8 protein-coding genes and 1 pseudogene are annotated in these 15,137 nt (G+C 44.3%); 4 read left to right on the top strand and 5 right to left on the bottom strand.

Features of this window, described 5'->3' with window-relative positions:
* Window positions 1-201: 201 nt before the first annotated feature.
* The 4 genes and pseudogenes from dndB (at window position 202) to dndE (ending at window position 5,262) form a co-directional block, all read left to right on the top strand.
* Window positions 202-1,288, top strand: a pseudogene (gene dndB / locus ABVR31_RS03260) (DNA sulfur modification protein DndB).
* A complete protein-coding gene (gene dndC / locus ABVR31_RS03255; protein WP_372771810.1) occupies window positions 1,285-2,919 on the top strand; it encodes a DNA phosphorothioation system sulfurtransferase DndC in 1,635 nt (544 codons plus the stop codon). Before dndB ends, dndC begins: the two are co-directional and overlap by 4 nt.
* Window positions 2,909-4,909, top strand: a complete 2,001-nt coding sequence (gene dndD / locus ABVR31_RS03250; protein WP_372771809.1) for a DNA sulfur modification protein DndD — start codon at window positions 2,909-2,911, stop codon at window positions 4,907-4,909. Before dndC ends, dndD begins: the two co-directional genes overlap by 11 nt.
* A complete protein-coding gene (gene dndE / locus ABVR31_RS03245) occupies window positions 4,909-5,262 on the top strand; it encodes a DNA sulfur modification protein DndE (RefSeq protein WP_211725744.1) in 354 nt (117 codons plus the stop codon). Before dndD ends, dndE begins: the two co-directional genes overlap by 1 nt.
* Before the next feature lie 58 nt (window positions 5,263-5,320).
* Here dndE and ABVR31_RS03240 read toward each other — a convergent pair whose 3' ends face one another.
* Genes ABVR31_RS03240 through dptF form a run of 5 tightly spaced genes read right to left on the bottom strand, consistent with a single transcriptional unit; the run spans window position 5,321 to window position 15,087 of the window.
* The gene (locus ABVR31_RS03240; RefSeq protein WP_278707645.1) at window positions 5,321-6,532 is read right to left on the bottom strand and encodes a DNA phosphorothioation-associated DGQHR protein 1; all 1,212 of its coding nucleotides are present in this window, start codon (window positions 6,530-6,532) and stop codon (window positions 5,321-5,323) included.
* Complete coding sequence (locus ABVR31_RS03235; protein ID WP_211725746.1) at window positions 6,529-7,020, bottom strand: hypothetical protein; 492 nt, start codon at window positions 7,018-7,020, stop codon at window positions 6,529-6,531. The genes ABVR31_RS03240 and ABVR31_RS03235 overlap by 4 nt, the downstream gene beginning before the upstream one ends.
* A gap of 28 nt (window positions 7,021-7,048) precedes the next feature.
* The gene (gene dptH, locus ABVR31_RS03230) at window positions 7,049-12,127 is read right to left on the bottom strand and encodes a DNA phosphorothioation-dependent restriction protein DptH (RefSeq protein ID WP_372771808.1); all 5,079 of its coding nucleotides are present in this window, start codon (window positions 12,125-12,127) and stop codon (window positions 7,049-7,051) included.
* Window positions 12,108-13,433, bottom strand: a complete 1,326-nt coding sequence (gene dptG / locus ABVR31_RS03225) for a DNA phosphorothioation-dependent restriction protein DptG (RefSeq protein WP_372771807.1) — start codon at window positions 13,431-13,433, stop codon at window positions 12,108-12,110. Before dptG ends, dptH begins: the two co-directional genes overlap by 20 nt.
* A gap of 4 nt (window positions 13,434-13,437) precedes the next feature.
* Entirely contained in the window at window positions 13,438-15,087 is a 1,650-nt protein-coding gene (gene dptF / locus ABVR31_RS03220) for a DNA phosphorothioation-dependent restriction protein DptF (RefSeq protein WP_372771806.1), read from the bottom strand.
* Between the last annotated feature and the right edge of the window lie 50 nt (window positions 15,088-15,137).

Here is a 15,137-nt window from a genome sequence, read left to right as displayed (position 1 = left end):
CTACTGATTAAAAACAAAAATACCTTCACAAAAGAGTTATTTTCCAATTAACAGTACACAGAATTTCCAAACCTTCAGGTAAAATTTTTTGAGTTTGGAAGGCGTTACGCAATTTTTTACGTAAAAAAACTGTAAATTTCGCCTTGAGTTACGTAAAATATCACGTAATCAAATTCATTCGATTTTTATACGGATTACAGCATGGCTAGTGTTGATGCAGATTACTGCTACTCTTTTCCAGCTATACGTGGCATTCAGGCTGGTCGTCCTTTCTACATCGCCACGTGCCCGATGCGCATCATTCCCAAGATATTCAGCTTTGATGAAAATGACGTACCGCCTGAGCTACGCGCACAGCGCACACTGAATAAATCGCGTATCCCCGAAATGGTGCGTTATCTTCTGGAAAATCCAAAAGATTATGTGTTCTCCGCGCTTACAGCATCCATTGCCGTTGACGTCCAGTTTGATGAGCACCCAGGTACAAACAACCTGGGAACGTTATGCGTACCGATGGATGCGCAAATTCTGATCAATGACGGTCAGCATCGTCGTAAAGCAATCGAAGATGCTTTAGAAGCACGCCCAGAGCTGGGTCAGGATAACATTCCGGTGCTCTTTTTTGTCGATGAAGGATTAAAACGCAGCCAACAGATGTTTGCCGATCTGAATAAATACGCTATTCGTCCCAGCCCGTCACTGGCATCGTTGTATGATCATCGGGATGCCAGTTCAAATCTGGCACGTTATCTGGCAATGTCCGTAGAGCCGTTTGTCGGAATGACTGAACTGGAAAAATCCGGTATCAGTCAGCGATCAAATAAATTATTTACGTTAAGCAGCATCAAACAAGCTACCCGTGCGTTGCTGGGAAAAGATCCTAAAGAGGGAAATTTTGAAGAATGTACCCAGATAGCAACTCGCTATTGGCAGGCTATTTATCATGTAATGCCGGACTGGCAGTTAGCCGCAAAAAAAGAAGTATCACCGGTTCAACTACGTCAGGACTATGTTCACGCTCACGGCATTGGTTTGCAGGCACTCGGACAACTGGGGTATGCCCTGCTGATAGACTACTCCGAGCAGTGGCCGGAGAAAATTGCTGCACTCAAAACCTTTAACTGGCGCAGAAACAATCCGGATCTGATCAAACGCGCGATGCAGCACGGCAAGCTGAGTAAAACCAGTACGGCGATCCAGCTTACCTGCAATGCATTAAAAACCGCGCTCTCAATTCCCCTCACTCCTGAAGAAACAGGAGCTTGAAGATCAAATGGTTGTCTCATGAGTAAATTAGTTCAGGCCTATGATTTGGCCGAATACGAAGATTTTATTAATCAGGAGCAGTTCGCTGGACGCCCTCTGGCCGAATATGTTGCTGAGGTTCAAAGAATTTATTGTGCGGATAAGCGTCCGTGGGTAATTGGCTATAGCGGCGGGAAAGATTCTTCCGCAGTGATCACGCTGGTGTATCTGGCCCTGCTAGGCCTGCCCCCGGAAATGCGCAGCAAAGATGTTTTTCTGGTGTCATCAGATACACTGGTGGAAACACCAGTGGTCGTGGATCTGATTAAGAAAACAATGTTGCAGATTGAAGCAGGCGCAAAACGTAACGGCCTGCCGATCACACAACATGCAGTAACGCCTAAAACGAATGAAACCTTCTGGGTCAATTTGCTGGGGAAAGGTTATCCGGCCCCAACCCGTAGTTTTCGCTGGTGCACTGAGCGTATGAAAATCAATCCAGTAAGTGACTTTATTAAAGATAAAGTCAGCCAGTTTGATGAAGTTATCGTCGTGTTGGGTTCGCGCAGTAGCGAAAGTGCTTCTCGCGCGCAGGTAATAGCAAAGCATAAAATTGATGGCTCTCGCCTTGCCAGGCACACTACGCTGGCAAATGCATTTATCTATACCCCCATTGATACCTGGGATGTAGAAGATGTCTGGAAGCTGCTGCGCGGTGCGTTTCGCTATGCCCCAGAAGATATTACTGAGTGGGAAAGCCCTTGGGGCGGCAATAACCGCCCGCTATGGACACTCTATATGGACTCTTCCGCACAGGGCGAGTGTCCACTGGTGATCGATGAAAGTACCCCTTCCTGTGGTAACTCCCGCTTTGGCTGCTGGACCTGTACCGTAGTCACCAAAGATAAAGCGATGGAAAGTCTGATCAAGAATGGCGAAGAGTGGATGTCCCCTTTGCTGAAATATCGCGATCTTTTGGCATTTACCACAGACCCCGTGAATAAAGATACGTTCCGCAATTATAAGCGCCGTACCGGTAAAGTGAGTTATCAATATGCCAAAGACGGCGAAGAAATCAGTGCGGAACGTAAGCATGTTCCCGGCCCTTACTGGCTCAAATATCGTCAGAAGTGGCTTAAAGATTTGCTTGAAATTGAGCGCGATTTGAACAATCAGGGCCATACCATCACGTTAATTACGCAGCCGGAGCTACACGCTATTCGACAGGAATGGCTGAAAGACCCTAATGAGCCGGACTGGTACGATACTTTGCCAGGTATTTACCGCGACGTTTACGGGAAAGACCTGGACTGGGTTATTGACGACCAGTCACGTTTCAATGCTAGCGATGCGGAACTGCTTGAGCAGATCGCCCAAGGGTTTGAGGTAGTTCCTGAGATGGTTATGAAACTGATTGAGCTTGAGGTTTCTATGGAAGGACTCAGCCGCCGTCAGGGTATCTTCGACAAACTTGGCACCATCTTGAAACAAGACTGGGGCAGTCTCGAGGAGATTAAACAGCAGCAACAAGCCTTACAGAAACGGAACGACCGAGATATTCATCAGGATGAAGTAGCAAAATTGGAAGCCGAACTACAGATCTTGCAGCGCAGAATTGCCGAAGTGAGCGAGCCAACTCTGCTTACCAGTGAGGAAAAAGAACGTGTTAATTAAACAGCTGGTATTGCGTAATTTCCGTGTATTCAATGGTACTCATGTCATTGACTTGGCCCCGAGAAAGCGCCGGAACGATGATAACCCGCGTCCAATAGTTCTTTTCGGTGGTCTTAACGGAGCAGGAAAAACATCAATTCTGTCTGCAATCCGCCTGGCATTGTATGGTCGGTTAGCGTTCGGCCCAGCAACTCAACAACAAGAGTATGTTGAAGAACTCAGCGCATTAATTCACAAAGGATTAACGACTGATGAACGGCCAAATGAAGCTTCGATTAAACTTGTTTTCACCTATAATAAAGGCGGGCATGAAGCTGAGTTTACCGTCACGCGCACATGGAAAAAAGGGAAAAAGGATCAACTTTCCCTCCAGCAAGATGACCAACTTCTTGAAGAGTTGGATTATGATCAATGCCAGGGTTTCTTGAATGAATTAATTCCGCATGGAATTGCCGATTTGTTCTTCTTTGATGGTGAAAAAATTGCAGAGCTCGCTGAAGATGACTCTGGTAATGTTCTGCGTACAGCCGTACGTCGCTTGTTAGGTTTAGATCTCATCGCGAAACTTCGTAATGATTTGATGATCTTTGTTAAGCGTCAGCAATCCAGCCAACTAGCAGACTCCCAACAACAAAAACTTGCTGAACTTGAAGAACAGGTTAAGCAGTTTGCTTTTCAGACAGAGCATATTTTAGAAAAAGCTGATTTTGCCAAAATACGAATTGATTTTCTATCAAAAGAAATCAACCGATATGAAGCACTTCTGAATGCGCAAGGTGGTGCTTTTGCTCAGACAAAAGCAAAAGAAAAACAGAAAGTTGACACTCTGTTAAAAGAAAAAGATCGCCTTGAAAAAGCATTGCGCCATGAATGCGATAGCTCACTACCTTATGCTCTGGCACCTAAGACTCTAGGGCTATTGCTTGAGCAAATTAGTGCAGAGATACAAATTAAGCAGGCAAACAGTTTTGAAAAGGAATTAACTCAATTTCTTACGCAGCTGAAAAATGATATTTCATTCCGTTCAGGAACTACTGGCAAAATTGCTGCCGAATCAATTGAAGATAATCTGAAAGATTATCTGGCTGGAAAACCTAAAGGTGAGCTGTTATTTGACATCTCCGAACGCGAAGCTGGGATGATCCAACAATCGATCGAAAAGGACAGTAAGAAAGCGTGGCAGCGTTTTGATCTTTATCGTAACCAATTGGCTGAAGTTGAAGAGCAGCTTGAGCAAGCCGCGGCAAACATTGCTCGTGCACCGGAAGATGATCAACTTATCGATATATTTGAAAAAGTTCGGGAACTTGACCGTAAACGCGAGAGTAAACGGCAGGAGTATCGCTCGCTGTTGGAAGAAGCAAAACAAACTAAACAGCTGCAACTGGACTGTGCTCGTCAGGTACAAAAAACACACGATCTGGCACGTAATCAACATAACTCCGATAGTGCATTTAATAATGCTCAAGAAACAATCAACCTACTTGACCGCTACAGTGAACTTTTAACTCAAGCAAGGGTGAAAACGCTATCAGCGAATTTTGAAGGTGCTTACCGTAAATTAGCTCGTAAAGAGGATTTGCAGCTCAATGCACACATCAACCCTGAAACGTTTGATGTGGAATTAGTGGATGAAAACGGCTCGGTGATCAATCGCAAGCTACTCTCTGCCGGAGAGAAACAGATTTATGCGATTGCGATTCTTGAGGCCCTGGCAAAAACTTCTGGTCGTGATTTGCCGGTAATCATTGATACTCCATTAGGCCGTTTAGACTCTCAACATAGAGATAAACTGATTAACCACTACTTCCCGTTTGCCAGTCATCAGGTGGTGTTGCTGTCTACAGATACCGAAGTGGACGAGCGTTATTTCGTCGATCGACTGCGTGATGATATTTCTCATGCTTATGAAATAGTGTTTAATGCACATACCAAATCATCTGCGCTGAAGCCTGGCTATTTCTGGGAATTAACCAAGGAGGCTATCTGATGCTCCCGAATCGAATGTCTCTTAGTCGTCAGACTGAAGACCAGCTTAAAAAGCTAAAAGGATTTACGGGGATTACGCCCAATATCGCGGCTCGACTGGCATTTTTCCGCTCAGTGGAGAGTGCATTTCGTTATTCACCTGAGCGGGATAGTAAGAAGCTGGATGGCTCTCTGGTGCTGGATAAAATTACGTGGCTAGGGGAAACATTGCAAACTACAGAACTGGTGTTGAAGATGCTTTATCCACAATTGGAGCAGAAGGCAATGATTAAAGCATGGGCTGCGCATGTTGAGGATGGGATTACTGCGTTGAGGAATTATCGGAGTTTAAAGGATTTGGTTCAAGTACTATAAAAAACCGCAAGGTCTGAGAATGTTATATTTCATATCAGGCCTTGCGAAATATATCATCCTATTTGAGTAACCTCACATAATCGTTATAATCTTTATGTTCAACTAGATCAGTAAGAGATTTCAATTTTATTCTAATCAATGATATGTTCTTCATTCGTGTTGCACCAATTCCTGATGCAGTAAAGAAAATATCAGAAAAATCAATATCCACAAGCAGTTCTAATTTTTCATCAATACCATTGAGCTCATAATCAGATGTCGACAGTAAATATTGCCTAAGAATTTCAAACTGCGTTTGAAAACCGATTGTTTTTAATAAATAGCTGTTATCCGATTGATGAATCCATAATATTTCTTTGATTTTAGTGAAATATTTTATTATTACCCCTTCAATTTCATCGTCTTTATATTCTATATATAAATCTCTTAACGGCTGGGAAATCATTTTTCTTGATAGAGCACTTCGGCCATTTTTATTTTTGAAGTTAAGAAGTTCATCTCTATCCTTCTTGGGATTATTAGTTATCAATTTCATCACACCATCAACAATAGTTGATAGAGAAATTAATTTCATAGAGGAACTAGTATCATCAATGTCGGAAGGCGCCCCTAGCTTTATTTTATCTTTCAAAGGTTCACAATATTTATTTAATCTTCTAGCTATAAATACAGCTAATTTTTCTGGTGACCATTCTTTCTTATCTTCTTCTTCAACTCTAAATCCATATAAATCATATGCAAGGCTTTTGTTAACATTTTTTTGATTAAAATTTATGGTAGCGAAAATATATGCCTGATATGGCGCAGGAAGATCAATAAATACAGAACATAAAAGCTCCATATTTTCACGCTCTGAATACCCAAACCCTGATAGTCGATGCTGCCCATCAATTATTGTTGCTACAATATTGTTTTCCGAAGGTATAACTAAGGTATATAAATTCCCATTCTTTTCCACTCGCCATCTAATATCATAATCCTCGATCAAATTCCCGTCCTTATCAAAATTGGCACCAAGAATTATAGAATTTGGGAATGTTGACTCAACACTGTCAATATACTGGCCTATTTGTTTGCTACGTTTTAAATCCAACTCACGCTGGTTACCTTTTAAAAGCGAAAAGATACCTTCTTGAAGATCGGATTTTTTATATTCAGCTCTAGAGCTAAAAGCAACTTTTGATAACAGATCCGAACGCATAGAAACTGCATAAAATGATCCAATTGGTTGCTCTATTTTAATTGCTGGAAGTCTAATTTCATTACTCATACGCTCCCCCCAAGCATCTCATTAATGCCTTTTGGATCATATCTTGATGTATTAACATGGTTAAGCAGCCAAACTAACATTGTAAAAAATAAAGAGATGTGAACCCAACTCACCCCCCATAATAATGGAATCCCATTTGTTACAACACCTTTGACATATCCGATGCACAATAATATCACACCTAGCAAAACTATTAATTTAGTTACTCCAGGAGATTTAGCATCATCATTTTTATCCATAAAAAGCCTTGCTTCTAGTATTATAAACAATGTCACAAGACCAAATGTTAAAACATTCATTGGATCAAAAACTGCATTCGCGCCAGAAGCCCCTAAAAAAGGAGGAAGCCATAGCCCCATACTTCCTAGGAAGAAATATGCAATAAACTCTCGCCAGAAAGAAAGAGCACACACAGCATTTACACATCTTATCCCAGTAGACTTAATGTAACTGTCACTTGATGTAATAGTATTAGAGTCATCACTCATCTAACACCTCCATAAATCATAACTAGAATCATATCAGCTCCCAAAAAGCCCGATCACGCATCTTCTTAACCCGCTTATCCCCATCCACATACAGGCTAAAATGCTTCTCAAGCTGCCGAATCTGTCCCATCAAAGACTCTTGCTCACCTTTATCATCGACATTAAATACAGCCTTAATATCCGCATTCCGAATCTCAGAAACACGATGGATCACCCATGTTAAAATATAGGAAGCATAATTATTTTCCCCGGTCTTAAAGTGAGTGATCTCCTGCGTTGACAGGATCGCACCAACGCCATACTCACGGCCTTCTTTAAGGATCTTACGCAGGCTGGAGAAATCCTGGCGCATGAAGTTATCGGCTTCATCCACCAGAATCATTTTCGTGAGCTGACGGTAATCCCCCCGTACTACGGGTTTACCGCGCTTTTGCATCTGAGCGTAAAACAGATCCAGCGTGAGTGCGACCACCAGGTTTTGCACTTCTGGCGGGTAGCTAGCCAGTTCAATCACGGTGACGCCGTCAATCAATTCGTACAAGCTGGTCATCTTCTCCGGGATGGTCTCGAATATCTTATAACGCGCCAGTTTAGAAAGTGCTGCGTAAAGTGAATCTTCTTCAACCTTCTCCTGATCGAGGAATCGCTGCCATACATCTTCAATCGTCGGTGCAGTCCTTGACCATGTTGTCGGATCTTCCGGTGAAATACCTGCCGCTTCGTAGCATTCTAAAATTAGATTTTCTAGTTTGAGCTGCTGCTTATGGCCCAGCCCATAAGCTTTCGCCATTGTTTCCGATAGTCCACCAGCGGTGTGGATTGGTAGCATTGGCGTATCGCCAAACAGAGATAAGGGGTTGTAAGGCAGCTTAAATAATTTGTGCTTTTTGGCCCCCGTAGCATCAATAAAAGCCTCGTCCACATAGTCTGATTTGTAGTCGAAGATCAGCAAACCAATAGGTTTACCATCAACGTTGCAAGACTGATTACGCATCAACTGTGTGACCAGCGATTTAGTAAACTGGGTTTTACCGGTGCCCATCGTTCCAATAATGCCGGTATTGGTATTCATGAACTTCGCGGTGTTAGTTGGTTCCCAATGTAACGGACTCTGTCGCGCAGCATCATGACCAAACAGGATCTGTAATGGAGTATCGCTAATATCAGTAGTCGCCACAGTTACAGCAGGCGGTAGCGAGTCCGGTTCCGAAATGGATTGCGCAGTAGTCGGCGTTGTGACTTCTACCATGACTTCGGGTTGTAACGGACTGGCATCACACTCTGGCTTAAGCCGATATTTTTCCGGCACCCGGTAACGTTCGGCAAGAGGTAATTCATCCCCCTGTGCGGCAATCAGCGAAGGCAGCAGTGAATAAGGGATTTCAATCTGTAAGATATTCTCCGCTGTCTCTTTATAAGAGAGATCGAAACAGGTTGCGCTGTCGACATGTGCCACGACGAAGCCATCCACATAGTCGGCCAACTCACCTAATTGATAGTCGCCCGTTAACCACCATTCGCGTCGTTCCAGCAAGGAAGCCAGTTTGTTGCTATCCAGCACACCGTACAGACGCAGTTTCTCCACCTGCATCAGTACCTGACGAATAAAGAGCGCCCGGTACAATTGTGATGCCAGCGTTTGTGGTTCCAGAAGGTCCTGCTGTAAGTAGCGTTTCAACTCACGAGCCTGTTGGCCTGCATAGCTGTAGTCAGGCCGCGCCCCGGTTTTAACTTCCAGCGGTAACAGATAGAGGCGGTTTTCTTTGAAACCCACAAAGAGCACATCATCAGAGATCGCGCCGTTACGATAACCCTGTAAATTTCTGGATAAATCGCTCTCTTTCATTTTCAGCCCGACATTGCCGGAGACACGGATCATTTCGGCCACCGATAACGGAATCCAGCAAATGTCGGACTGGTGCAACATAGATTGCACGAATTTGTATGCACCTATAATGCCGTGCTTCTCTTTACGCTCTCGTTCATTGGAGCGCAGCATCTTCAGCAGCCATTCGCCGTTAAAGGCATTAAATTCAGCCAGCAAATGCTGACTATCAACAGCAGGTTGCCCTGACTGGCTTCCGGTCTGGAGCAACCGCAGGAACAAATCAACCTGCTTCGTGACGGTGACGGCATCATAGCCTGCACAACTGGTGTACTGGTCAGAATAGTGGATAAGTACTACATCTTTCTGACTGGTGAAAAAGTCGAGAGTGACTTTTGGATCAATAATGGTGGTCCAGAGCGCGCTATTGTAGGAGTAATTGAGCAGCTGTTTAAAATTACCGCTCACAGCCAGGCCGATCCCTTGTCCATGATACTGGCTGTTGCTTTGACGTGCAGGTTGCCACAGGCAGCCGATTAGTCGGGCAAGACGCAAAGCGCCATAGCACTCAGTATCCACATTACGAAGTCCAAACGCGGTAAAGTAAGCATCCCCCTGAGTTTCGGCACCTTCCCCAGCAATCAACCCATGACACAATACCCCACTGGACGCATCTTCAATGCTGATCTGGCGGCAATCCACAGGTGCTGTATTGGTGAAAAATGCCAGATGTGCATAGTCCAGCTTGTCGCTTTCTGACGGCAGGACAAACTTGCTGAACGTTAACCGGCTACGCAGCAGGTCAATCAGCATATCGGCTTCCGCCCGCCATACGCCGCTGTTCAGATCGAGATCGTTTTTAAGCTGCTCATAGCTACCACTTTCTGCAAAGTGATCGAACATATTTGGTTGCAAACGTTCATCGTAGCAGTTCACATGAATCGAAATAGCCTTCTCTTTTTCTTGCTTAAAATATTCTACTAATCCTAGAAACAGCTCTTTGGCGTTCCCTTGATTAATGGCATTGATAATTAACGCACTGTTTTCAACGCTCTGGAACAACCGGGCGTAAGCGTCCGTGAACTCATTAAGTTTCTCTTTTACCAGACGTTTAACGTAGTCATGGCTGACCTGCCGCTGGGGAACCACATCAATCCAGAAGCGGTTTTCATCCACCGGCTGTAGTTGTGCGTATTCATGCTCACTGTGATAAACAAACGGCACTAACCCGGAAACCATCAAGCGATCAAGAGTGATCGGCGGTAGTGAGGCAAATGATGCCGAATTGTGCTGTTCCGACTCCGCAACGATAGTTTCTGCCAGTTGTAGATGGTAGGCCAGCACCAGAGGATGCAGCGGAGAGAGGCGCTCATGGCTATCATTGCGACAGATCCCAAGATGCAGAAGACGTTTCTCATGCGCTGTTAGCGCTCTGCTCAGGCCTATTTGCTGGAGTGACTGTTCAAATGTAGTAACAATGTAGCTAACTAGTGCGCGATATTCCGCTGACCACGACACCAGACTAGGCAGGGTGTTACAACGATGATAGTAGGCAAATAACTGCTCATAAGCGTTATGGAGATCGGGGTAGCTTGCAAGAAGTTCATCCAGCGTAAACTCGCTATCGTCACTTCCTGTACCCAGCAGACGTTGCTCAATTAATGAGGCTTCCATTATCAACAACTGCTGGCGTACACCGACGACCTTGTGTTCAATATTATCTAGTATGATGCGCCCTTTTAGTCGGTTCCAGGTTGCATTGCCCTCTTCCTTAAACAATTTGTTGAAACGACTTTGGTCAAAAAGCAGTGGCAGCGTTAGCCCCTCTTCTGCTCCCGGTCCCTCTATGTTAAACGACAGACGGGAATCGCCAGAAACGATAGCAAACTGAACCAGGTCACTTTGATTTGCCAGCGTCTCAAAATTCACCTGAGCATAATGCTGGCAGTCTATGTCTTCGCTCTCGTCATTCAATGTATAGGTCAGGTTGCCAGACTCGGCAATACGCAGCGTGTTATCTTCCAGTTGCAGGGTTATTTGATCTTTACCTGGCTCAACACGGTAGCAGTGCTGAATATCGTTTAGCCAGAATTGTCCCTGCTCGACCAACAGCAGGCGAAATTTATACTCTTCAGCTGAATTATTGCGGTTGGTCAGTTCGAGACTTAAGAAGCAGGGATGCCCACTAAAAGGCACCGACGCCATAATGCGGGAAGTTTTGCCACCCGCCCGGCTGGTGCGCCAGAAAGGTGTATTTTTTAACAGACGATTATGGGCAATCTTTATCTGGTTGTCCTGAAGATCATTACCCTGAAAACTAAACTCCAGCTCAGCCTTTGATTGCCCTGGCTGTACCTGCACCAGCAGGCTGATGTCACGTTTGCCTGCCTTACTGGCGCTTTTCGCCCGTTGCCAAACCTCGCCGTTTTCAACAGAGACGTTCTCCAGCACAAGTTTTTGTTCACTATTCTGTTCTTTCTCTTTCCTGTAATCGGAGAAATCGAGCTCACGCCAGTCATCTTTATCGTAAAAATGCTCCTGAATGAATTTTGAACTAAACTCAGGCAGCACATTCTCCAGCTGTCCACTGTAGCGTTCAACACTATCTTCTATCTGGCGATATAATTTCCGATTTTCATTCAGTCGGGTGCGTAGCTGCTTCTGGCTATAGTTCAGTAGTTCATCATCTTTAAACAGATGAAGCTCGGAGAAATCCAGATTGCCATCATCCAGCAAGCGATACAGCGACGAGAAACCAAATACGGTCGCGCCTTCATCCAGTACCGTCGCCAGTTGATCCTCCAGCAAACAGTGGGACAATTCCGAACGTTTACTGCCTGTGGTAATGAGCTTTTCAAGTTGCTGACTGAAAGTTTGTGGATACCAGATAGCATCCGGTGCAGCTACGTCTTTCGTGCTGTTAATCAGGGTATCGAGCATACTGTTATGAATAATCAACAGCGCTGTTTGGGCAAAAATACCGCTGCGCCCTGCAACTTCATCGCGCAAATGAGAAATGTAGTTTTCTGTAAATGCTGGAGCCTCGGCTCCGTGCAGTACAGGAATAAGCTGAACACCATTGCAGGGGAGGCAATCAATATATTGCCCTGGCGCAATTTCCAACTGATTGCCGTCCGCCAGAGAGACGAATGCTTCCCAAAGTTTTAGGGCATTATCGGGATCGGGAGATTTGAACTGATAGCGCTCGCCGGGCTGAATGATGCCACCTACCCATTCAATGAAGGTTTCTGCCAGATAGGTTTCATACTGTTTTACGGACATACACGGCGTCTCCACTATCACTCATTCGCTCTACATTTCCCATGCGTTCATAAAACGCCACCAACGTTTGCGCCGACTGGTTGTCCAGATAAAAACCGCGCTGTTCAAAACCACGCAACAGTTCATGAAGGCGGAGTTTGTCATTTTTGCCTACAGTGAGATTAGTCAGTAACAGAAGCCGATCCTGATTCAGCACCAGCACTTTTCCTGCCCGACCACGGACCTGAATGAAGTCAGTGCAAATCTGGCTTTCCAGCTCCTTAATGTAGTTCTTATTTATATCCGCGCGGTTAGTTTTTTTATCCTGGAATTGCTCTACGGCAACGGATAATAGCTGTTTGAAAGCACTTTCCATATTTGTTGCGCGATCACGAGCAGGAAGATCTCGTTCTTCCTTACTAATAAATTTCTGTATGTAATCATTGATCTGATCTAACACTTGATTTGGGGAATCCGAATAATTCAAACAATCCTGATATGCCTGCCAGAGAGGGCGTTTTTTCTCACCTTTTACCTGCAACACTTCCAGCGCGGAAAGTATCGGGAACAGTTTTTCGCTCTGGCTGGCGAACAGCTTATAGCCATAACGTTTCACCTTTTCCCTTTCGGAGCTGGCTTTCTCGCTATCAAGAATAAAAAACAGTGATTTGCTTTGTGGTTCGCCGTCCTGCCAGTTGTCCAGATTGAGCGCCAACTGAGCACACCAGCTGAAGGCGTACAAACGCAGGGTGTTAGTCAATTCTTGTAAAAGGTATTGTGGGTGCTCCGCCAAAAACGACAGATCGGACTGAAAACACGTTACCATATAAGGAAGATACGGTTGCTCCTCGGCAAACGGTCCTTTCCCCAACAGCTTTATTTTTTCATTGAGCTTATTCAGCATTTGCTGCTCGATGAAGTTCAGTCTGTCCTGTATGGGATAACTAAGGCTAAAATCTCCCATCAAATTAGCAAAAAGCGTTCCAAGTCGTTTATCTGCCGTTGAACCCGCACTTATTTTTTCACCATTAAACTGGGCGTGGAACAGTAAAAAAAGTGGGGATACACGGTAAATATCCTGACTGGAAAAATACATCCGTTCCAACACGGACCAGAATGCAGGCTCATCAAGCAGCTCCTGCAGATATGTTTTACAATCTTCACGGAATTGTTCGGGATCGTAAGCTTCAATTTTGCGTTTCAGGGCGTAGCTAAGAACCAGACCGGTGACGAATTGCCAGCTAATATCGTTATTTTTATTGCGCACAGGCAGGTAACTATCCAGTAGGTTATTACCCACTTTTAACTCGTTTGCGATAGGGTACATTCTGCTAACCCTCCATACCGCTAATCGTGATCATATCGTCATCCGCCTTTGCACGATAAACCCGTTGTCTGCCATCATAAAATTTGATTTCGTTGCTGGATTTAGCCTGCTCCGCGATCAACTCTACAATCTCATCCAGTAACACGATGGCATTTTTATCGTATTTATTCGGACGATAGCCATTATTCAACTTGTCTAATAATTCGAACAAATTAAGCCCGATATGGATATGCGGCAGTGGATTTCGCCCAACCTTTAAATAGACATCGAAGCCAGTTGGATGAGCCGTGTTTTTATTACGGATAGCATCCCAATCAGGCTTCACCTCTACCGGTGCGGTTATTTTTACCCCACCAAACTCACCCAAAAAGAACTCTTCTTTTTGCATACTTAATTCAGGTGCTTTGCGATTAGCATAGCGCTGGATACCCGCGATAAGCTCAAAAGCATAGAAGCGATTCAGTGATCTTTTTTGCTCAGAATCTGCTGTGTAATTTTTATGCAAATGCCAGATTTCTGAGTAACGCTCAAACAACGATTCGTTAAAAAACGCGGAGAATTTCCGATGATAATTATTACCCAACGACTCGTGCTGCAACAGCCAGAAAAGACGGATCAAGGAGGTTGCGTCACCGGGCTTAACGCTCTGGCGATCAAACTTAATGTGCAACGGCTCAAGTGCGGCTAAAAAATCATCAAGTTCGGAGTCAACCAGTCCCAGTTCATAGCGCAAAACAAATTGATCAAGTTCATAGGTGTGCAATCTGGCGGGGTCAAAATCAGAAACTTTTTTAATCAGATCATTTTCTGCACCGATGAACAGGTTATCAAATAAGTAGCCAGGCCCCATCAACAGATGGTGCAGAAAGTCTAACAGCGTTCGGGTAGTCACAAACTGGTCTTTGATCAACCGCGCTTTAAAAAGCTGCGTAATTAATACATTCTGCACGCCAGACATGCAAAGCAATTTATAGTTTGCGACCTCTTTTAGATCTGGATTAATTGACTCATCGCGCCGAAAGATAAACTGAAATAAATTATTATCATCGTCACGAGTTAAGTTATCTAATAAGGTTTTAATAAATAATGAATAGTTTTTATTTTCGTTAAACTGGAATTTAGGATAGTGTTCAAAATCAAAAAAAGAACAATTCTCGTTACGGTAAGGACGGCTTGCATCCTGCTGCCCTGATAAAAATGAGTCAATTGCAGACCTAATCACCTTATGGCATTCAGCGCCTTCTCGGGCAAAGTTAGCAAGCATTCCGGTGTTGATGCCAATGAGCAAAGGAGATGACTGCTGATGATGATTAACAAATAACTCATTCAAAGCATCGATGGCTGATTGTCGAGGGGCAAAGCTATGAGTCGCATCCAGATGGAAACTAAATCGCCGCTGATAACGCGGATCTGACTGACAGCGGGTTAAAATTTCGGACTTCCCGTCCCCGCTACTACCGCACAAAAAAATGATTTCGCCGGGTTTAGCAACATCCAGATAGCGTTGCAATTCAGTTTCAATCTCTTGTTTAACAAAGAGTTGTTCCTTCAACTGATCTAACTCATCCTTCTGGCGGTGTGTCACGGTGGTGACGGAAAACGAAGATGACTTCGCAAGTACACCCAACGCTTTACGTAATGTGATTGCGCTCATAACTTCATGTTCTCTAAAGTAGGAATACACCTATTCTATAAAAGCTACTT

It is taken from the genome of Pantoea sp. WEP (assembly GCF_041678305.1).
Lineage (GTDB): Bacteria > Pseudomonadota > Gammaproteobacteria > Enterobacterales > Enterobacteriaceae > Pantoea > Pantoea dispersa.
This window is presented reverse-complemented; position numbering and strand designations above follow the sequence as displayed.